This is a genomic window from Streptomyces alfalfae (genome assembly GCF_004127445.1).
GTDB lineage: Bacteria > Actinomycetota > Actinomycetes > Streptomycetales > Streptomycetaceae > Streptomyces > Streptomyces alfalfae.
In genome coordinates, this window is the sequence record NZ_QEXM01000022.1 from 59,868 (window position 1) to 80,433 (window position 20,566).

The window sequence follows — 20,566 nt, forward strand, 5'->3', positions numbered from 1 at the left end:
CCGCGCGGCCCTTCCCGGCCGCCGTCGCGTCCGGACCTCGCTCCGGGCCCCGGGCCCGCCGTGACTCGTCGCGCAGTTCCCCGCGCCCCTGAAGCTCCCCTCCGCGGGCGTCCTCGGGGCGCCCCTCCGCTCGCTCCGCCCCCCCCTCACCAGGACTGACTCCCATGTTCCGTACCGCCCTGCGCAATGTGCTCGCGCACAAGGCCAGGCTGCTGATGACCGTGCTCGCCGTCATGCTCGGCGTCGCCTTCGTCTCCGGCACCCTGGTCTTCACCGACACCTTCGGCAACGCCTACAAGAACAAGTCGGCGAAGAGCTTCGACCACGTCTCCGTCGCCGTCCAGGGCGAGGGCTCCTCCTCGTACGACGGCGGGGGCGACGACGGCGAGGCCAAGAGGCCGCCACGGCTGACCGACGCCTTCCTGGAGAAGGCGCGGGACCTGCCCGGCGCCGAGTCCGCCATCGGGTCCGTCTCCGGCTTCACCGCGGTCGCCGACAAGGACGGCAAGCTCGTCGGCGGCGAGTGGGGCACCACCGGGTCCAACTTCTACCCCGCCGAGAACGGCAAGGACCCCCGGTACGACTTCACCGAGGGCGCGGCCCCGAAGTCCGCGGCCGACATCGCGCTGGACTCCCGCACCGCCGACCGCACCGGCTACGAGGTCGGCGACACCGTCCGCTACTCCACCGACGGCCCCGTGCGGACCGCGAAGGTCAGCGGCGTCTTCGACACCGAGGACGGCAGCGTCCTCGCGGGCGGCAGCCTCGTGGTGTTCGACAACGACACCGCGCGGAAGGTCCTCGGCAAGACCGAGTACGACGAGATCGACCTGAAGGCCGCCGCGGGCACCTCCGAGACGGCGCTGAAGAGCGCGGTCGAGAAGATCCTGCCGAAGAGCACGGACGCCGTCACCGGCACCCAGCTCTCCGACGACCAGGCCGACATGATCGAGGAGTCGACCAGCTCGATGAGCCAGGTCCTGCTGATCTTCGCGGGCATCGCGCTCTTCGTCGGCATCTTCATCATCGCCAACACCTTCACCATGCTGGTCGCCCAGCGCACCAAGGAGCTGGCCCTCATGCGGGCCGTCGGCGCCTCGCGGCGCCAGGTGACGCGCTCGGTGCTCATCGAGGCGTTCCTGGTCGGCCTGGTGGCCGCCGTGACCGGCTTCGTGCTCGGCATCGGCGTGGCCGTGGGCCTGGAGTCCCTGATGAACTCCGCGGGCGCCTCCCTGCCCGACGGGCCCCTCGTCGTCGCCCCGACCACGATCGTCGTCGCCCTGCTGATCGGCGTGGTCGTGACCATGCTCGCCGCCTGGCTGCCGGGCCGCCGCGCCGCGAAGATCCCCCCGGTCGCCGCGATGAACAGCGTCCACGCGACGCCGACCACGCGTGGCCTCGTCGTGCGCAACACCATCGGTTCGATCATCGTCGCCCTCGGCGTGGTCCTGCTCCTCAACGACGACAACTACGTGATGGCCGGCGGCGCCGCGGTGATCCTCGTCGGCGTCATCATCCTCACGCCGCTGCTCTCGCGGCCGTTCATCGCCGCCTCGGCCCCGCTCCTGAAGCCGTTCGGCGTCACGGGCAAGCTGGCCCGCCTCAACTCGGTGCGCAACCCGCGCCGTACGGCATCCACCGCGGCGGCCCTGATGATCGGCCTGACCCTCATCACCGCGATGACCGTGGTCGCCACCTCCATGAGCGAGGCCATCAACAAGATGGCCGCGGGCTCCCTGAAGGCCGACTACACCGTCTCCATGGCCAACTACCAGCCGCTGGCCCCCGAGATCGGCGAGAAGCTCGACAAGCTCCCCGAGGTCGCGGCGAGCAGCCCGCTGCGCACCGCCTACGGCGAGGTCGACGGCTCGTACAGCCAGATCTCCGGCGTCGACGCGGAGGCCTTCGGCGAGCTGGTGAGCCTGGACTTCACCAGCGGCTCGCTGGCCGGTCTCCAGGGCGACTCCGTCCTCGTGGACCGCCACACCGCCGACGAGCAGCACCTGAAGACGGGCGACACCGTCGCGGTGCGGTTCGAGGAGGACGACAAGACGGCGAAGCTGCGGATCGCCGGCGTCTACGAGCAGAACGAGATGATCACCGGGCTGTTCACGCCGCTCTCCGTCGTGGACCCGCACCTGTCCAAGATCACCGACGAGCAGGTCCTGGTGAAGATGGAGGACGGCACCTCCGCCAAGGCCGAGGACGCCATCGTCAAGGCCCTCGGCGACAACCCGGCCATCAAGATCCAGGACAAGGACGCCATCAGCAACGAGATCGGCGGTGCGATCAACATGATGCTGAACATGCTCTACGGCCTCCTGGCGATGGCCATCCTGATCGCGGTGCTCGGCGTCGTCAACACCCTGGCCATGTCGGTCTTCGAGCGGAAGCACGAGATCGGCATGCTGCGGGCCATCGGCCTCGACCGCGCGAAGGTCAAGCAGATGGTGCGCCTGGAGTCGATCGTGATCTCCCTGTTCGGCGCGGTGCTCGGCGTCGGCCTCGGCGTCTTCATGGGCTGGGCCGTCGGCAACAGCGTCGCCGACTCGGTGGCCACGTACACGATGGAGGTCCCGGTCGGCCGGATCGCGCTCTTCCTGGCCATCGCGGCCCTGGTCGGCGTCCTCGCGGCCGTGTGGCCGGCCCGCAGCGCGGCCCGGCTCAACCCGCTGATGGCCATCAAGGCCGAGTAGCCGCGAGGGGGACGGCGGGACGAGAAAGGGGCCCCGGGCGGACGATCACGCGATCGCCGCCCGGGGCCCCTTCCGTGTACGCCCGCGCTACGCGCGCCAGTCGCGGGTCCGCAGCGGCGTCCCCGAGGCGCCGCTCGGCGGGGTCCGCACCGCGAGGACCTGGTTGACCCCGATGCGGTTGCGCTCGAAGGCGAGGGCGGAGGCCGCCATGTAGAGCCGCCAGACGCGGGCCCGCCCCGGCGAGGTCAGCCGCCGGCCCTCGGCCCACCTCGCCTCCAGGTTGCCGACCCAGGCGCGCAGGGTGAGGGCGTAGTGCTCGCGGATGGCCTCCACGTCGCGCACCTCGAACCCGGCGTCCTCCAGGAGCCCGACGGTGGTCCCGATGGGCGCCAGCTCCCCGCCGGGGAAGACGTAGGCGTCGATGAACTCGTCCACGGAGTACGCCGACTCGTCGGCCCGCGGGCGGCGCGCGATCTGGTGGTTGAGCAGCCGGCCGCCCGGTTCGAGCAGGGCGTGCAGGTTCCGCGCGTACTCCAGGTAGCGCACGGAGCCGACGTGTTCGGCCATGCCGATGGAGGAGATCGCGTCGTAGGGGCCGTCGCGCACGTCGCGGTAGTCCTGGACGCGGATCTCGACGCGGTCCATGAGGCCCTCCTCGGCGATCCGCTTCCTGGCGTACACGGCCTGCTCCTGGGAGAGCGTGACGCCGACGACGCTGACGCCGTGCTCGCGGGCCGCGTGGATCGCCATGGAGCCCCAGCCGCAGCCGACGTCGAGCAGGCGCATGCCGGGCTTCAGGCCGAGCTTGGCGCAGACGAGTTCCAGCTTGTCGCGCTGGGCGTCCTCCAGGGTGGACCGCGGCGACTCCCAGTAGGCGCACGAGTAGACCATCGAGGGGCCGAGGACCAGCTCGTAGAAGTCGTTGCCGACGTCGTAGTGGTGGCTGATGGCCTTCCGGTCGCTGCCCTTGGTGTGCAGGTGCAGCCTGCCGTGTCCGCGCATCTCCTCCGGGGGCGGCGCGGGCGGCAGGAAGGGCGCGGAGAGGGCGAACAGCGAGCGGACCGCGGACCGGACGGCGGGGTCGCGCAGGGACTGGCGCAGGTTCCTCGCGCCCTCGCCGCGCTCCCAGATGAACTCGGCCATCCGGTCAAGGACGGTGTAGAGGTCGCCGTCGACGTCGAGGTCACCGGCCACCCAGGCGCGGGCGAGGCCGAGTTCGCCCGGTTTCCACAGCAGGTGGCGCAGGGCGCGGCGGTTGCGCACGACGAGGACGGGGGCGCCCGGCGGGCCCGCCTCCGATCCGTCCCAGGCGCGGATACGCACCGGCAGCGGGGCTCCCATGAGCTGCTCGGCGAGGTTCTTCAGCCGCAGCGCGGCGTCCTGCATGGCGCACACCTCCGTGGAAAGGGCGTCCCTCGCGGGGACGTATCCCGGAACGGTCCAACACCACGTAAACACCGAAGGGCACGGTACGCAGTCCCGCGTTCGCGTCATGGAACGGCAAAAAAGATGCCCAGGGCACCTATCTTTCGGGGCGGGGCACGCCGAAGGGGGCCGCCCGCACCACGGATGGCGGACGGCCCCCTTCGGGGTGGATCAGTGACGCCGGGTCAGGACGCCTTGGCCTTCTCCTCGGCCTTGGCCGCCGGGGCGGGCTCGGCCGCGGCCTGCGGCTTCGGGGCCGGCTTGGCGGCCTCGTAGAACTCCTCGCGCGGGGCTTCCAGAGCACCGAGGGAGACGACCTCGCGCTTGAGGAACATACCGAGCGTCCAGTCCGCGAAGACGCGGATCTTGCGGTTGAACGTCGGCATCGCCATGCCGTGGTACGCGCGGTGCATGTACCAGGCGAGACGGCCCTTGAGCTTGATCTTCATCTTGCCCATGACGATCATCGCGACGCCCTTGTGCAGGCCGAGACCGGCGACCGCACCCTTGTTGGCGTGGCTGTACTCCTTCTGCGGGAAGCCCCGCATGCCGGAGATGACGTTGTCGCCGAGGACCTTCGCCTGACGCAGCGCGTGCTGGGCGTTGGGCGGGCACCAGGCGTTCTCGTTGCCCGCCTTGCGGCCGACCACGTCCGGGACCTGGGCGTTGTCGCCCGCGGCCCAGATGTAGTCGGTGCCCTGCACCTGGAGCGTGGTCTGGGTGTCCACGTGGCCGCGGGGGCCGAGCGGCAGACCGAAGCGGGTGAGCGCCGGGTTCGGCTTGACGCCGGCGGTCCACACGATGGTGCTGGAGTCGACCTCCAGGCCGTTCTTCAGGACCACGTGGCCGTCGACGCAGGAGTCCATGGACGTCGAGAGGTAGACCTCGACACCGCGGCTCTCCAGGTGCTCCTTGCCGTACTGGCCGAGCTTCGGGCCCACCTCGGGGAGGATCTTGTCGGCGGCGTCGACCAGCACGAAGCGCATGTCCTCGCGCTTCACGTTGTTGTAGTACTTGGCCGCGTCGCGGGCCATGTCCTCGACCTCGCCGATGGTCTCCGCGCCCGCGAAGCCACCGCCGACGAAGACGAAGGTCAGCGCCTTGCGGCGGACCTCCTCGTCGGTCGTGGAGTCAGCCTTGTCGAGCTGCTCGAGGACGTGGTTGCGCAGGCCGATGGCCTCCTCGATGCCCTTCATGCCGATGCCCTGCTCGGCGAGGCCGGGGATCGGGAAGGTGCGGGAGACCGCGCCCATCGCGATGACCAGGTAGTCGAAAGGCAGCTCGTACGCCTCGCCGACGAGCGGCGCGATCGTGGCGACCTTGCGGTCCTGGTCGATGGTGGTGACCCGGCCGGTGAGTACCTCGGCCTTGGGCAGCACGCGTCGCAGTGGGACGACGACGTGCCGCGGCGAGATGCTGCCGGCGGCGGCTTCGGGGAGGAAGGGCTGGTAGGTCATGTACGACCGGGGGTCGACGACCGTGACGGTCGCCTCTCCGTAGCGCATCTTCTTGAGGATGCGCCGAGCTGCGTACAGGCCTACGTACCCACCGCCTACTACGAGGATCCTGGGACGCTCCGTGGTGCTCATGCCATCGAGTATCCACCTGTCACAGGGGGGTCGCTCGTGCGCCCCTTCACAAGCATGGGGAGGGGCTCTGCTACACTTCGCCGCCCACGTGACCGAGGTCATGACGCCCGAAGGGAACCACGGCGCCACGCGAGTCGTTGCCCACCCCCCGTGAGCTGCCCATCCACCGCCGGGCCCGAGCCGGACCACCGAGCGGCGCGCCCTTCCGGGTGACCCTTCGACCCTCTGGACCGAAGGCCGTGAAGGCCTTTGATCGTCCCTTTCGGGGGCCCGGAGCCGAGAAACCTGGCCCATCGGCGCCCAATCTCTTGTGAAGAACTTCACGAAGTTTCCCGACGAACTGTCGTCGGACCCCCTCCGAACCCCTTCCCGCCCCGCTCAGACGCCATGCGACGCGCTCAGGCGATCGCCCGGCCGATGCCGTCGAGCGCCGCGGCCGTGGTTCCGATCCCGGACGTCGAAGATGCGCCTCGCTCGCCGCGTAGTGGGCGATGCCGTCGAGGATCGCGCACGAACGCGCTTCCCTCTACGGATGCACCGTGTACACGCCGATGCGTACACTGATTTCATGACTGGAAACACCGTGACCGTACGGGAAGCCCGCGCGCACCTCGCCGATCACATCAACCGGGCCGAGGAAGGTGTTCCGACCGTCATCACGCGCAACGGCGCGCCGGTGGCAGCCGTGGTCCCGATCTCGGACTTCGAAGCGTTGGAGGAAGCCGCCGACGTGATGTTGGCGCGCGACGCCGAAGCTGTGCTGGCCGAAGGCGGCACCACCGTGACGATGGCGGAACTGCTGGCGGATCTGTTCACCGAGCAGGACGGCGAAACGGCGTGAAGTACGCCTTCCGGTTCACCGCGGCGGCGCAGCGTCAGCTTCGAGCCATCAGCCGACCCGACGCCATGCGCATCCTGACCGCGTTGACCGCACTCGGTGACGACCCGTACCGGCAGGACGCCGACGTCAAGAAGCTCACCGGCCCGTCGGGCCTCTACCGGCTCAGGGTCGGTAGCTACCGGATCGCCTACCAGATCAACGACGGTGAACTCGTCGTCCTCGTGGTCAAGGTGGGTGACCGGCGGGACGTCTACCGCAACCCGTGACGCCCCGCCCGGCACCGGCACCGCCTCAGCGAGCCTCGGCGGCGCAGCTGTGGGCGATGCCGTCGAGGATGTCGTGCTCGCTCACCACGACCTCCTCCGCGCCGGTCCTTTCCATGATCGACAAAAGGACCAGGGCGCCCGAGGCGATCACGTCGACGCGACCCGGGTGCATCGCGGGGATCGCGGCGCGTTCGGCGTGGGTGGCCCTCGTCAGGCGGTGCGTGATGGCGCGCACCTGCTCGTGGGAGAGGCGCGCGTGGTGGATCGCCGCGCTGTCGTACTCGTCGAGGCCGAGCGCGATCGCGGCGACCGTCGTCACCGAGCCCGCGAGGCCGACCAGCGTGCGGGCCTCCTTGAGCGGCACCGTCCGCTCGGCGAGGTCGAGGGCCGCCTCGATGTCCGCGCGGACCGCGTCGAACTGCTCGGGGGACGGCGGGTCGGCGACCACCCCGTCGTGCACGAGGTGCCGCTCGGTCATGCGGACGCAGCCGACGTCGACCGAGCGGGCCGCGCGGACGGAGTCGGCGCCGACGACGAACTCCGTCGAACCGCCGCCGATGTCCACCACCAGGTAGGGCATGGCGAGGTCGGCGCGGCCCGCCAGCTCCTTGGTGGCGCCGGCGAAGGAGAACTCCGCCTCCTGGTCGCCGCTGATGACCTCGGGATCGACGCCGAGGATGTCCCGCACGCCCCGTACGAAGTCGTCGCGGTTCTCGGCGTCGCGGGACGCGGAGGTCGCCACGAAGCGGAGGCGTTCGACGCCGTGCTCCGCGATGACCGCGGCGTACTCGCGGCAGGCCGCGAAGGTGCGCTCCAGGGCCTCCGGCGCGAGGCGGCCGGTCCTGTCCACGCCCTGGCCGAGGCGGACGATGGTCATCCGGCGGTCCAGGTCGACCAGCCGCCCGGTGGCCGGGTCGGCGTCGGCGACGAGCAGCCGGATGGAGTTGGTGCCGCAGTCGATGGCGGCGACGCGGGTCACGCGGCGCCCCCGCCGGCGGCGTCCTCGGTGGCGCACGGCGTGACGCACGGGCCCTTGGCCCACCACTCGGGCAGCATCGCGAGCGCCTCGTCGCCCAGCGGGTTCACTCCCGGCCCTGCCGCGAGGGAGTGGCCGACCAGGACGTGCAGGCACTTCACGCGGTCCGGCATGCCGCCCGCGCTGGGGAAGCCCTCGAGGACCTCGATGGCGTCGCGGCGCGCGATGTAGTCCTCGTGCGCGGCGCGGTACGCGGCGGCGAGCTCGGGGTCCGTCTTGAGCCGCTCCGACATCTCCTTCATGACGCCGTTGGCCTCCAGCGTGCCGATCGCGGACGCGGCCCGCGGGCAGGTGAGGTAGTACGTCGTCGGGAACGGCGTGCCGTCCGGGAGGCGCGGCGCCGTCTCGACGACGTCCGGCTGACCGCAGGGACAGCGGTGCGCGATGGCCCGCAGCCCGCGGGGCGGGCGGCCGAGCTGCTCCTTGAAGGCCTCGACGTCGGCGTCGGTGGGCTCGGTGCGCGGGGTGGTCGGCGGGGGCGTGTGCATGCCTGTCTTTCCATCAGTGGTTCGATCGGCGGCGCGATCGAGGGGTCGGTCGTCGGGGCGGTCGACGGGCGTCGGCGGCCGACGTCAGCCTTCGGGGCGGTCGGCCTTGTCGACGCCTTCCCAGACGTTGGAGTACCAGGGGCGGGCAGCCGCTCCCTGGTCCGCGCGCCGGCTCTTGGCCGCCGCCGGGTCGATCACCGTGAAGCCGGTCTCGCCCGGCATCACGTAGTGCAGGCGGTCCCGGATGCGCTGCTCGGCGTACGCGTCGTCCTCCCAGCGGGCCTTCTCGTCGCGGAGCTTCTCCACGTCGGCCCGCTGCTCGCTCTGCTGCCTGCGCAGGTCGTCGATCTCGGCGCGCTGCGAGACGTACTGCCTCATCGGGTACGCGAGCACCACGACCAGCGAGCAGAGGACCAGCGCGAGGAGCGCGGCCCGGCCGGTGAGCCGGGAGCGGCGGGCCTGGCGCCTGGTCTGGGAGCGGTAGACGCGCTCGGCGGTCTGCTCGCCGAGCAGCCGTAGCCGGGTAGCCGTGGAGAACCGGTCCTTGGTCCCGGCCTTGGCCATGGGTTCCGCCTCCCCGAAGCAGCGCGTGCACGTGACTACGTCCCCGCACACGGTACGGGACCGTGTGCGGGGACGTAGGTAACCGGGCTTCACGCCAGGTGCACGGGTCAGCCCTTGTAGCGCGGGAAGGCGCTGCGGCCCGCGTACACGGCGGCGTCGTCGAGGATCTCCTCGATACGCAGGAGCTGGTTGTACTTGGCGACGCGCTCGGAGCGGGCCGGGGCGCCGGTCTTGATCTGGCCGCAGTTGGTGGCGACGGCCAGGTCGGCGATGGTGACGTCCTCGGTCTCGCCGGAGCGGTGGGACATCATGCACTTGAAGCCGTTGCGCTGGGCCATCTCGACGGCGTCCAGGGTCTCGGTCAGCGAACCGATCTGGTTGACCTTGACGAGGAGGGCGTTGGCCGAGTTCTCCTCGATGCCGCGGGCCAGGCGCTCGGGGTTGGTGACGAACAGGTCGTCACCGACGAGCTGCACCTTGTCGCCGAGCTTCTCGGTGATGGTGGCCCAGCCGGCCCAGTCGTCCTCGAACAGCGGGTCCTCGATGGAGACCAGCGGGTAGGAGGCGACGAGCTCGGCGTAGTACTCGGTCATCTCGGCGGCCGAGCGGCTCTTGCCCTCGAACGCGTAGGAGCCGTCCTTGTAGAACTCCGACGCGGCGACGTCGAGGGCGAGCGCGATCTGCTCGCCGGGGACGTAGCCGGCCTCCTTGATGGCCTCCAGGATGAGGTCGAGGGCGGCGCGGTTGGAGTCGAGGTTCGGCGCGAAGCCGCCCTCGTCGCCGAGGCCGGTGGCCAGGCCCTTGCTCTTCAGGACCTTCTTGAGCGTGTGGTAGACCTCGGTGCCCCAGCGCAGCGCCTCGGAGAAGGACTCCGCGCCGATCGGGGCGATCATGAATTCCTGGATGTCGACGTTGGAGTCGGCGTGCGACCCGCCGTTCAGGATGTTCATCATCGGGACGGGCAGCAGGTGCGCGTTCGGACCGCCGAGGTAGCGGAACAGCGGCAGGTCGCTGGCCTCGGACGCGGCGTGCGCGACGGCGAGCGAGACGCCGAGGATGGCGTTGGCGCCGAGCGAGCCCTTGTTGTCGGTGGCGTCCAGGTCGAACATGGCCTGGTCGATCAGGCGCTGCTCGGTGGCGTCGTAGCCGACGAGCTCCGGGCCGATCTGCTCGATGACGGCGAGGACGGCCTTCTCCACGCCCTTGCCCTGGTAACGGTTGGGGTCACCGTCACGGAGTTCGATGGCCTCGAAGGCTCCGGTGGAGGCACCGGACGGGACGGCTGCACGACCCGTGCTGCCGTCGTCGAGGCCGACCTCGACCTCGACCGTGGGGTTGCCTCGGGAGTCCAGGATTTCCCGGGCTACGACGACGTCGATGGACGGCACGAGCATCTCCTTCTGGGATGTGACGCGTTTACGCGGGGCCGCTTCGGCCCTGCGTCTCCTGAGCCTAACCGGCCCGGGGCCTTCGGCCAGCCGACCGCCCGCCCCGTGGGACGTACAAGCGCCCAGATACCAGGGAAACGGGACGGAAGCCCGCGATTCTACTGACCGGTAGCTCGCTGAAGGCGAACACGGCGGTACGGACATGGCCCCGCCCCGGTGCGTACGGGGGATACGCGCACCGGGGCGGGGGGCCCGTGGGGACGGGGGGCGGCCGTGCTTCCGCCGAAGCACGGCCGTGCCGGCCGGGTCAGCTCAGGTGCAGCTGCTGGCCCGGGTAGATGAAGTCGGCGTTGTCGATGATGTCGCCGTTGAGCTTGTAGACCTTCTGCCAGCCGCCCTTGACGTCGTGCGACTGGGCGATCTTCGACAGGGTGTCGCCCGTCTTGACCTTGTACTCGCCGTCGCCCTTCTCGACCTTCTTGCCGGTCGGGGTCTCGACGGTCTTCTCGGTCTGGGTCCGCGGGGCCGGCTGCGGCTTGGGCGCGGCCTGCTGCTGCGGGGCGGCCTGCTGCTGCGTCTGCTGCGGCTGCGGCTTGCTCTGCTGCTGCGGCTTGCTCTGCTGCTGGGGTGCCTGCTGCTGCGGGGCCTGCTGCTGGGCGCCGCCGCCGTTGGAGGCGCTGGAGAGACCGACGCCACAGCTCGGCCAGGCGCCCTTGCCCTGGCCCGCGAGGACCTTCTCGGCGATCTCGATCTGCTGGGCCTTGGAGGCCTTGTCGGCGGTGGCCGCGTACTTCGTGCCGCCGTACGCCGCCCAGGTGGACGGCGAGAACTGCAGACCGCCCTGGTAGCCGTTGCCGGTGTTGATGGACCAGTTGCCGCCCGACTCGCACTGGGCGACGGCGTCCCACTCGGCGTTGGTGGCGGCCGAGGCCGAACCGGCGGCCATCAGCGGGGCGGCCACGGCGGCGCCGGTGACACCGGCGAGCGTGACGACACGGGTGGCCTTGGACGGACGGCGGTGCTTGCCCTTGCTGGAAAACAGCATGAGTTGATCCCCTCACCGACGCCTGCGAGGTGAGCTGTCGGGTTCGGGCCAGTGAAGTTGCCCGGCCGCACTCTCCCGAGTGCGGCTCCACCCCTAGCCGCGTGACGCGGCACTTACCTGGTTCCCCCGCTCCTGCCCACGGCGCTCGAAGCGACGACTGTTCCCGTCCGGCCGTTGGCAGGATTCGGCGTACCGACCGGCGGGGCCCACCAGTGGCGAGCGGTCACGACCGTAGGCAGGAGACCACCGGAATTTCAAAGACGATCAGGGCTTCTGAGACCCATCTCTCACTCGCGCCAAAAGGTGCATACAGCACGAACCGCCCTGTCGACGCATCGTCAACTATCCCTACTTTTCGCCCAAATCGAGGCTCTGACCGGGGAGAATGAGGTCCGGGTCGTCCCCGACGGTCTTCTTGTTCTCGGTGTAGAGCGTGGACCAACCGCCGTCGACGCCGTGGTCGTCGGCGATCGCCGAGAGGTTGTCCCCGGAGCGCACCGTGTACGTGCCGTCGGCCGGTTTGCCGGTCCGCTCGCCGCCGCGCGAGGCGTGCCGCCCCGAACGGTCGCCGGAGGCCTCGTCGGTGGCGCCCGCGGCGTCCTCGTCGGCGCTGTCGCCGCGGTGGCGGCCGGTGGAGCCCGCGGACTCCTCGTCGCGGCCCGCGGGCGAAGTCGCCTCGTCGTCGGCGGACTTGCCGGAGCCGTCCGACGTGCCCTTCCCGGACCCGTCGCCCTTCTCCGCCTCCGCGTCCTCCCCGGCCTTCTCGCCCTTCCCGTCCCGCTCGGCCTTCTCGGCCGCCCCGTCCTTCGCGCCGGACCCGTCGTCGCCCTTCTCCCGGCCGGCGTCGGACCCCGGCGTGCCGCTCGCGCCGTCGGAGGGCCTGTCGCTGTCCGACGCGTCGCCGGAGGACTTGTCCTTGCCCTCTGACGCCTCCTCGGACGGCTCGTCCTTCTTCCCGGAGCCTTCCGGCCCGGACTCGCCGGAGCCGGCCGGACCGGACCGCTCGGGGACGATCGGGTCGCCCGGGTCCACGTCGGCCGCGGGGGCGTCGTCGGTGAGGCCCGCGATCGGGGCGCAGCTCGGCCAGGCGTCGGGGCCCTGGGCTCCGAGGATGCGCTCGGCCACGGCTATCTGCTGGGACTTGGAGGCCTCGTCGGCGCTGGGCGCGTACGTGAGGCCGCCGTTGGCCTCCCAGGTCTCCTGGGAGAGCTGGAGACCTCCGTAGTAACCATTGCCGGGGTCGGCGCTCCACGCGCCGCCGCTCTCGCACTCGGCGAGCTTGTCCCACGTCGCCGTGGGGGCGGCGCTCGCGCTGGTCGCCCCGAGGAGCGGGATGGCGATGGCGGATCCGGTGACTCCTGCCGCGACGATGAGGGCCGGGGCCTGGCGGGGGCGTCGGTGACGACCATTGCCGGAGAGCATGCGGTTGCCTTTCAGGAGACTTGTGCGGCGACCGGGGCAGCGGGGTGCCCGAGTCGACGTGAACGTAGCCGCAGTCGAACGCTTGTCACAAGTCGATGCAGCGGAGATCACGCGAAAGTCACAATGCTGACCTCCCGTCAGTTCGGGTCGCGTCCTGTGCGGATGTGAACTCCACCGGCAGCGTCCGCAGACCGCGCATGATCAGCCCGCCACGCCACCGCAAATCCGCCGGATCGGCGGCCAGTCGCAGGTCCGGCAGGCGTCGGAGCAGCGTCGCGAGGGCCGTTCTGCCCTCCAGGCGGGCGAGCGGCGCGCCGAGGCAGTAGTGGATGCCGTGGCCGTAGCCGAGGTGCTGGTTGTCGCGGCGCGACAGGTCCAGGGTGTCGGGGTGCTCGAACCGCTCGGGGTCGCGGTCGGCCGCCGCGAGGACGACGAGGACGGGGTCGCCGGCGGCGATCCGCTGACCGCCGAGTGCCATCTCCTCGGTGGCGAACCGCCAGGTGGCGAGTTCCACGGGCCCGTCGAAGCGCAGGAGTTCCTCGACGCCGGTCTCCAGGAGCCCGGTGTCGCCCTGTGCCAGCGCCCTCTGCAGGCGTTCGCGCTGCTCGGGGTGGGTCAGCAGCGCGTACACGCCGTTGCCGATGAGGTTGACGGTCGTCTCGAAACCGGCGAACAGCAGGATGAAGGCCATGGCGGCGGCCTCGTTCTCCGTGAGGTGCTCGCCGTGGTCGGAGGCGCGGATCAGGCCGGAGATGAGGTCGTCGCCGGGGTCGAGGCGCTTGCGGTGGATCAGCTCGGCGAGATAGCCCCGCATCTTCTTCACCGACCGGGCCACGCCGCCGCGCGGACCGCCCCCGTGGCGGATCATCATGCCCGCCCAGTCACGGAAGTCGTCCTGGTCCTCGCGCGGGACGCCGAGCAGGTCGCAGATGGCGTAGATGGGCAGCGGGAAGGCGAAGTCGTGGATGAGGTCGGCGCTGCCCTGGTGGGCGAACCGGTCGATGAGCCGGTCCGTCAGCTCCTGCACCCGTGGCGCGAACTCCGCCACGCGGCGCGGCGTGAACACCTTCGCGACGAGCCTGCGCAGGCGGGTGTGGTCCGGCGGGTCGATGTTGAGCAGATGCGTCATCAGCTCGGCCTTGCGCTCGCCCGGAATGCCGGTCTTGCCCTTGGCGTGCGCGGGCTCGTCGTGATGGGCGGGGTTCTTGCTGAGCCGCTGGTCGGCGAGGGCCTGCCGGGCGTCGGCGTACCGCGTCACGAGCCATGCCTCGACCCCGCTGGGCAGCGTGGTCCTGTGCACGGGCGAGTTCTCCCGCAGCCAGGCGTAGGCGGGGTAGGGGTCGGTGGCGAACTCCCAGGTGAACAGCTCCGGCCCCCCGGAGCCCCGCGCGGTCTCCGCGGCGTCCGCCGCGCCGGGCCGGGTCACCGCTGCCCCTCGGCGGCGCGCACCGCGTCCCGGTAGGCGCGCGCCGCGGCCCGCAGCGCCGACTCCGGGTCCACGCCCTCGGCCTCCGCGCGCAGGGCCAGCGCGAGGAGTTCGTGGCCGATGCCCTCCTGACGGGGAACCTCGACCCGCAGCCCCGCCGTGCGCGCCCGCGCGGCCAGCTTCGCCACCAGGGACAGGCTCGGCTGGCCCAGCGGCACGCCCTCCGTGACCGACGTGCGCCGCTTTTCCTCGGCCTTGGTCCGCCGCCAGTGCTCCTTGACCTCTTCCGGGGTCCGCGCGGAGTCGTCGCCGAAGACGTGCGGGTGGCGGTGGATCAGCTTCTCCACGATGGCGCCCGCGACGTCGTCGACGGAGAAGGGGCTCTCCGGGTCCTCCTCGGCGATACGGGCGTGGAAGACCACCTGGAGCAGTACGTCGCCCAGCTCCTCGCGCAGTTCCTCCCTGTCGCCCTCCTCGATCGCCTCCACCAGTTCGTACGCCTCTTCGAGCGCGTACTTCACCAGGCCCTTGTGGGTCTGCCGCGACGACCAGGGGCACTCCTCGCGGATGCGGTCCATGACCTGCACCAGGTCGAGCAGGCGCGCGCCCGGCAGGTCGTACGAGGCGGGCAGCAGCTCCAGGTCCGGCATGGCGAAGCGGCCCGACCCGGCGAGGCGGGCCAGGCCGTCGGTGAGGGCGCGGTCGCCCTCGGCGGTGGCCACGACCAGGACCGTACGGCCGCCCGCGCAGGCCTCGACCAGCTCCTCGGCGGTCGGCGACGCCCGCGTGACGCTCACGCCCGCCTCCCGCAGATACGGGAGCTGCGGGTGCTCCGCGTCGGCGCACAGCACCGCGTCGGCGCCGTGCAGGGCCTGCCAGGCGGGCCAGGACAGCAGGCCGGGCGCGACGCGGTGGCTGGTGGTCAGGAGGACGACGCGGCCTGCGGAGGCGGCGTCCGCCGGGGGCGGGGTCTCGGTCTCGTTCACCCGTCGAACGTAACCCGCCCGCCCGGCGGGGCGGACGCCGCCGCCCTGCCGGGACCCGTGCTAGGCCTGCCGGTCGGCGCTTGCGGCGCTCGCGTCGGTCACCTGGCGCACCCACGGCGTCTTGGCGTCGGTGCGCTTGTTCTTCTCGACGTCCCACGTGCCGTACCGCGGGTTGAGGTCGATGTCGAGCTTCTTGGAGGCCGCGGTCAGCGACTTCCAGAACAGCTCCTGCCCCTCGGGCGCGTTCATGTCCGCGCCCAGCTCCCTCGCGAGCTTCTGCGCCTCGATCTCCGTGCGCAGGCTGTCGTCGAGGTGGGCCGGCGCCACGCTGTACTGCTGGAGCCAGCCCTCCTCCAGCGCCTTGCGGCCGCCGGCCTGCTCCTCCAGGCCCGCCCGCATGGTCTGGATGTCGCGGCGCGTGACGCTCACCCCGGCGTCGGCCGCCGCGCGGTGCAGCACCTTGCCGAGGACCATCGTGTGCAGCGTGGAGCGCGTCAGGCCGCCGGACTTGGCGATGGCCTGGGAGTACCGCGCGTCGTCGGGGATGGCGGCCCGCTGCGCGTCGCGCACCTCGTTCACCCGGCTCTCCAGCTGGGCGACCGTGATGCGGTCGCCTCCGACGACGGCGGCGGCGCCCGGGTGCGCCTCGTTGCCGCAGGCGGTCAGGAGGGGGGCCGCGGCGAGCGCGGCGGTGGAGAGGGCGAGCGCGGTGCGGCGGCTGTTGCGGCGGTGCAAGGTGGGCCTCCCTGCTGAGTGTTTGTGCGGAATCCAGTGGCGCGTTCGCGCCTCCGTCTGGGGTGGTGGCCGGGCGACGGGTGGGCGCACAAAGTCCGGCAGTGATCGATGGTAGGCAGTGGCCGTCGTCTCGGCCAGCCATTCGACCAACGATTCGCCGGGCGTCCGGGCACCCTGCCCGCTCCCCCGGCCGGTGCTAGCCGCGCACCTGTCCGAGCCACTGGAGCGTCCGCCGGATCTCCTGCGGGAAGGGGTGGCCGGGGCCGTGCAGCATCTCCGCGTCGTGCAGCAGCCGCGCCAGGGTGTCGTGGGCGGCGGGCCGGTCGCCGAGGGCGAGCAGCAGATGGCCGACCCGGCGGCGGATCTCCAGGGACTGGCGGCGGTCGTCGGTGGCGTACTGGTTCTCGTAGTAGGGGAGCAGCGCGCGGTACTCGGCGAGTGCGGCGGCCGGTTCGCCGAGCTGTTCGAGGCACTGGGCCGCCTCGTAGCGGAACTGCAGGGAGTGCGGGTCGGCCTGTCCCGACTCGGCGGCCCGCTCGTCGGCGAGGCGCCGCAGCTCGGGCAGGGCGCGGCGGTACTGGCCGTCGTCCATGAGCGTGGCCGCGTACTGCTTGCGCAGGGTGCGGACGACGGGAGAGTGCTCGCCGTGCTTCGCGGCTGCGGCGGGCAGGATCGCGCCGAGGATGTCCACGGCCTGGGTGATGCGGCCCTCGCCGAGGAGCCGCTTGACGTCCTCCACGGCGCGGGCGACGTCCTGCTGCGGCGGCGCCCCCGGCGGCCGCGCGGGCATGTCGGGCGTGGCGGCGGGTGTCGCGGCCCGGTCGGGCCACGGGGCGTGCGGGCGCAGGAAGGGCCGCGTCGGGTCGAGCGGCCGGCCCGAGGGGGTGCCGCGCGCGGGCAGCAGCGGTTCGAGGTCGGCGTAGACCTCCTGGGCGCTGGCGTGGCGGTGCTGGGGGTCCTTGGCGAGCAGGCGCAGGACGAGCGCCTCCAGGGCCTGCGGGACCTCGGGGCGCAGGCGGCGGACGGGCAGCGGCGGCTCGTAGAGGTGGCGGTGCAGCACGCCGAGGGCGGTGGCGCCGGAGAACGGCACGTCCCCGCTGAGCAGTTCGTGCAGCAGCACGCCGAGCGCGTACAGGTCGGTGTACGGGCCGACCGCGCCGCCCATCGCCTGTTCCGGCGCCATGTACGCGGGGCTGCCGATCGGTGAGCCGGTGTGGGTGAGGCGGGTGGTGTCGGTGTCCATCACCGAGGCGATGCCGAGGTCGAGGATGGAGACGGTGCCGTCCTGCTTGACCATCACATTCCGCGGCTTGAGGTCGCGGTGCACGATCGGCACGGCGTGCACCGCGGAGAGGACGGCGCAGAGCTGCGCGGCGACGGCGACGGCCCACTGCCAGGGGTAGGGGTCGTGCTCGGCGAGGTGGTCGCCGAGGTCCGCGCCGTCGACGTACTGCATGACGAGGAAGAGGGCCCCGTCCTCGGAGGGCTCGCTGCCCGCGTCGTGCACGGTGACCAGGCCGGGGTGGTCGACCTGCGCGGTGACGCGGCACTCGCGCACGAAGCGGCGGCGCAGCTCCTCGGCCTCGGCGCCCGCGACGCGGTCGGGGCGCAGCAGCTTGACGGCGACGCGGCGGTCGAGGCGGTTGTCGTACGCCGTCCAGACCTGGCCCATGCCGCCCTGGCCGATGAGGGTGGACAGTTCATAGCGCCCGGCGACCACGCGGCCGCCCGCCGCCGCGCCCGGCGGCGTCCCCGCTGCCACGGTCAGTTGCCGCCTTCCTGCTTGCGCAGATAGTCGCTGAGTTCGTCGAGTTCGGCCCTGACCTGGTTGATGCGGGCGGGCGCGGGGCGCGAGGGCGGCTGGACGGTCCCGTCCGGCTGCGGGTAGGCGGGCGGCGGTGTCGGCGTGGGGGCGGGCGTCGGCGTGTGGTGGTGCGTGGGCGCCGGGGCGGGCACGGGGGTGTGCGGGGCGGGGTAGCCGTAGGCGGGCTGCTGCGGCGCGTAGCCCGTGAACGGCGGCTGCCGGTGCCGGCCGACGTGGCGGATGTCCGCGAAGAGGTAGTAGGCGACGGCGGCCGTCATCGTGCAGAGCATCACCACCATGCCCGCGTTGCCGGGCCTTTGGAACTCGTCCTCGCCGGGGTCCACCCCGATCAGGATGAACGCCGTGACGTCGAGCACGGTCACCACGGCGAACAGCACCCAGTCGTGGGACTTGCGCGTCACGGTCGCGATCCGCAGCATCGGCGCCCACGCGAGCAGCCCGCAGGACATCACCGCGAGCACCACGAAGACCACGCGCAGCGTCACCGGGTTGCCGCCGGAGTGCGGCGGCTGGACTGGCGGCGCGAAGCCGGGGCCGTGCATGGCTGCTCCTGGTACCTCAAGGACGAACGGATGCGGATTCGAGCGTATAGGCCGACGCGGTGAACCGGTCCCGTGATGTACCGAACCGTTGTCGTACTGGTCACGCCGCCGCACCGCGGTCCGGTTCCGCCCCGTCGGCCCGCGCCGTTCCTCACTCCGGCAAAAGCGTGCCCTCCGTCAGTCCGTCGTGCATGCCGCGCACCAGCCGCTCGCCGAGCCCGGCCGCTTGGCGCAGGGCGTCCTCGAATGCGGCCAGTTCGCGGAACCGCTCGCTGTAGCCGCGCTGTCCCGCGAGGGGCAGCCGGGGCAGTTCGAGGCGCCGGACGTCGAGGCGCGCGGAGGTGGAGGCGTAGCTGCTGGCCCTGCGGTGGTTGGCGGTGCCGCGCAGGAAGCCCGCGAGGAACCACGGGTCGAGGGCGGCGGGGTCGGGGCGCAGCAGGGTGAGGCCGCGGCCGAGCGCCGCGCCCGCGGTGGCCTCGTCGATGACGCGGGCCGCCGCGCCGCCGCCGAAAACGGGGACGACGACGTCGCCGGGTTCGGTGCGGACGACGGTGCCGTCCGCCGCGGCCGCGTCGGGGGCCGTTCCGGAAGCGGCAGTTCCTGATGGGGACGTTCCGGAGAGGGCCGTCCCGGGCGGAGTGGTTCCGGAGGGGGCGGCGCCGGTCAGGACGTCGTGGTCGGTGAGGACGGGGACGCCGCCGCCCCCCGCGCCGGTGCCGTTGTGCAGGGTCAGGGCCCCCGCGCGGGCCAGTTCGCCGACGGTGGTCAGGGACGGGCACGGCGCCGGCGCCTGGGCCGGCGGCGGCAGGGCGGGGCTGAGGTCGGCGGCCCGGCGCAGCGCCTCGCCGAGGCCCTCGCGCACGGCCGCGAGATCGGGGGTGGCGCCGTCCGCCGCCGGGGGCGGGAGGCGGCGCGCGGGGGCCAGGTCGACCTCGTCGTCGAGGAGTTCGAGGACCGGTACGGAACGGGCGAGCCCCGGGCGTTCGGCCGTGCCGTGCTTGTCGAAGTGGCGCCAGACGTCGAGCACGGCGTCCTGCACGGCGGGCCAGTGCTGGTCGCGGCCCTCGGCGGCCAAGGCCCCGGCCGCCTCCACCAGCAGCAGTTCGGGCGCGGGCGGCACGGCGGGCCCCGGCCTGCGCAGCACCCAGACGTGCAGCGGCAGGTTGTACGGCGGCGCGGCGCCCGCGGGCAGGGCGATGACCGCGCGGAGCGCTCCCCGGCGCAGCAGATCGGCGCGGATGCGGCGGCCGGAGCGGCGGGACGCGGCGGCGGGCGGCATCAGGAGCACGGCCGCGCCGCCGTCGACGAGGCGGGCCAGGGCGTGCTGGACCCAGGCGAGTTCGGACTCGGCGCGGGCCGGGAAGCCGTACGTCCAGCGGGGGTCGTAGGCCAGTTCGTCGTGGCCCCAGTTGCGCTCGTTGAACGGCGGGTGGCAGAGCACGGCGTCGGCCCTGCGGTCGTCGTAGGCGTCGGCGCGCAGGGTGTCGGCGGCCATGGTGCGCACGGTCGCGTCCGAGTGCAGGGCCAGGCGGAGCGCGGTGAGGGCGGCCAGTTCGGGCGCGCTGTCCTGGCCGTACAGGTGCTGGTCGGGGCGGGCGGGGACGGCGCGCAGCAGGGCGCCGGTGCCGCAGGCGGGGTCGAGGACGGTGCGTGCGGGGCCCGCGAGGTGCGCCATCAGGGCGGCGGGGCCCTCGGGCGTGAGGGTGTACTGGCGGGGGTTGGCGTCGAGCTGCCTGCCGAGCAGGAACTCGTACGTCCGGTGGGCGCCGAGTTCCGCCGCGAGGTCGGCGGCGCCGCGCAACAGCGGGACCGAGGGCAGGAGTTCGGCGGGCGCGGGGACGCGGACGGCCCGGCTGCGGCGGACGCCGAACCGGGTGGTCACGACCGCGTCCAGCTCGCCGGGGAGCAGTGCGGCGAGCCGCTCGTCGGAGACCGCGCTCAGCGCGAGCCAGGCGGGGGGCCTGTCCCGGAGCAGCAGCAGGGCGAGGCCGGTGTGCGCGAGGGCGGTGGAGGGGCCCGCGGGGTGCCCGGCGAGCTGCTGCCAGACGCGTTCCCGCAGGGGCACCTCGACGAGTTTGCCCTGGGCGCGCAGCCACCGCTCGACCTCGGCGAGGGCGAAGGCGGGGCTGGTGTCGGTGCCGCCGACCGGTTTGGGGAAGTCACCGTGCCTGCGGCGCCAGTTGCTGACGGCGGCCCGCCCCACCCCGGCGAGCCGGGCGATACCGGCGGCGGTGACCTCGGTCGACTTGTCCGGCGGCGTCATGGTGGAGCTCCCCTCGTCGCGGCGTCGAG

Annotated in this window: 17 protein-coding genes and 1 riboswitch; of the genes, 3 read left to right on the forward strand and 14 right to left on the reverse strand. The window is 72.4% G+C overall.

Going from position 1 to position 20,566, the window contains the following annotated elements; all coding sequences use genetic code 11:
* The first annotated feature begins 164 nt into the window (after positions 1-164).
* On the forward strand, positions 165-2,696 hold the full coding sequence (locus tag DCW30_RS08630) for an ABC transporter permease (protein ID WP_076685767.1): 2,532 nt from the start codon (positions 165-167) through the stop codon (positions 2,694-2,696).
* 87 nt (positions 2,697-2,783) lie between these two features.
* Here DCW30_RS08630 and DCW30_RS08635 read toward each other — a convergent pair whose 3' ends face one another.
* Positions 2,784-4,082, reverse strand: a complete 1,299-nt coding sequence (locus tag DCW30_RS08635) for an SAM-dependent methyltransferase (RefSeq protein ID WP_076685766.1) — start codon at positions 4,080-4,082, stop codon at positions 2,784-2,786.
* 224 nt (positions 4,083-4,306) lie between these two features.
* Positions 4,307-5,710: an NAD(P)/FAD-dependent oxidoreductase gene (locus tag DCW30_RS08640; protein ID WP_076685765.1), complete on the reverse strand. Its 1,404-nt coding sequence runs from the start codon at positions 5,708-5,710 to the stop codon at positions 4,307-4,309.
* A gap of 568 nt (positions 5,711-6,278) precedes the next feature.
* On the opposite strand from DCW30_RS08640, the gene DCW30_RS08645 reads away from it, so the two are divergent.
* Together DCW30_RS08645 and DCW30_RS08650 are read left to right on the forward strand one after the other, a co-directional pair.
* The gene (locus DCW30_RS08645; RefSeq protein ID WP_076685764.1) at positions 6,279-6,551 is read left to right on the forward strand and encodes a type II toxin-antitoxin system Phd/YefM family antitoxin; all 273 of its coding nucleotides are present in this window, start codon (positions 6,279-6,281) and stop codon (positions 6,549-6,551) included.
* On the forward strand, positions 6,548-6,817 hold the full coding sequence (locus DCW30_RS08650; protein ID WP_076685763.1) for a type II toxin-antitoxin system RelE family toxin: 270 nt from the start codon (positions 6,548-6,550) through the stop codon (positions 6,815-6,817). The genes DCW30_RS08645 and DCW30_RS08650 overlap by 4 nt, the downstream gene beginning before the upstream one ends.
* Positions 6,818-6,842: 25 nt before the next feature.
* On the opposite strand, the gene DCW30_RS08655 is transcribed toward DCW30_RS08650, so the two are convergent.
* The 12 genes from DCW30_RS08655 to DCW30_RS08710 all read right to left on the reverse strand — a co-directional run bounded on the left by DCW30_RS08655 (position 6,843) and on the right by DCW30_RS08710 (position 20,537).
* Positions 6,843-7,796, reverse strand: coding sequence for a Ppx/GppA phosphatase family protein (locus DCW30_RS08655; protein ID WP_076685762.1), 954 nt, complete (start codon positions 7,794-7,796; stop codon positions 6,843-6,845).
* Entirely contained in the window at positions 7,793-8,341 is a 549-nt protein-coding gene (locus tag DCW30_RS08660; protein WP_076685761.1) for a DUF501 domain-containing protein, read from the reverse strand. Before DCW30_RS08660 ends, DCW30_RS08655 begins: the two co-directional genes overlap by 4 nt.
* A gap of 84 nt (positions 8,342-8,425) precedes the next feature.
* Positions 8,426-8,905, reverse strand: a complete 480-nt coding sequence (locus tag DCW30_RS08665; RefSeq protein ID WP_062774284.1) for an FtsB family cell division protein — start codon at positions 8,903-8,905, stop codon at positions 8,426-8,428.
* Between the two features lie 107 nt (positions 8,906-9,012).
* Complete coding sequence (gene eno / locus DCW30_RS08670) at positions 9,013-10,293, reverse strand: phosphopyruvate hydratase (RefSeq protein ID WP_103557637.1); 1,281 nt, start codon at positions 10,291-10,293, stop codon at positions 9,013-9,015.
* Between the two features lie 307 nt (positions 10,294-10,600).
* Positions 10,601-11,338 carry a LysM peptidoglycan-binding domain-containing protein gene (locus DCW30_RS08675; RefSeq protein WP_062774282.1) on the reverse strand — a complete coding sequence of 246 codons (738 nt, stop codon included), beginning with the start codon at positions 11,336-11,338 and terminating at the stop codon, positions 10,601-10,603.
* A gap of 4 nt (positions 11,339-11,342) precedes the next feature.
* A riboswitch (cyclic di-AMP (ydaO/yuaA leader) is annotated at positions 11,343-11,492 on the reverse strand.
* A gap of 194 nt (positions 11,493-11,686) precedes the next feature.
* Entirely contained in the window at positions 11,687-12,760 is a 1,074-nt protein-coding gene (locus DCW30_RS08680; RefSeq protein ID WP_076685760.1) for a LysM peptidoglycan-binding domain-containing protein, read from the reverse strand.
* A 118-nt stretch (positions 12,761-12,878) separates the two neighbouring features.
* Entirely contained in the window at positions 12,879-14,186 is a 1,308-nt protein-coding gene (locus DCW30_RS08685; RefSeq protein ID WP_076685759.1) for a cytochrome P450 family protein, read from the reverse strand.
* Positions 14,183-15,172, reverse strand: coding sequence for a nucleoside triphosphate pyrophosphohydrolase (locus DCW30_RS08690; RefSeq protein ID WP_076685758.1), 990 nt, complete (start codon positions 15,170-15,172; stop codon positions 14,183-14,185). Before DCW30_RS08690 ends, DCW30_RS08685 begins: the two co-directional genes overlap by 4 nt.
* Before the next feature lie 60 nt (positions 15,173-15,232).
* Complete coding sequence (locus DCW30_RS08695) at positions 15,233-15,907, reverse strand: SurA N-terminal domain-containing protein (RefSeq protein WP_076685757.1); 675 nt, start codon at positions 15,905-15,907, stop codon at positions 15,233-15,235.
* A 196-nt stretch (positions 15,908-16,103) separates the two neighbouring features.
* Entirely contained in the window at positions 16,104-17,627 is a 1,524-nt protein-coding gene (locus DCW30_RS08700) for a serine/threonine-protein kinase (RefSeq protein ID WP_076689225.1), read from the reverse strand.
* 44 nt (positions 17,628-17,671) lie between these two features.
* Positions 17,672-18,274, reverse strand: a complete 603-nt coding sequence (locus DCW30_RS08705; RefSeq protein WP_076685756.1) for a hypothetical protein — start codon at positions 18,272-18,274, stop codon at positions 17,672-17,674.
* A 151-nt stretch (positions 18,275-18,425) separates the two neighbouring features.
* Positions 18,426-20,537: an N-6 DNA methylase gene (locus DCW30_RS08710; RefSeq protein WP_076685755.1), complete on the reverse strand. Its 2,112-nt coding sequence runs from the start codon at positions 20,535-20,537 to the stop codon at positions 18,426-18,428.
* Positions 20,538-20,566: the final 29 nt, after the last annotated feature.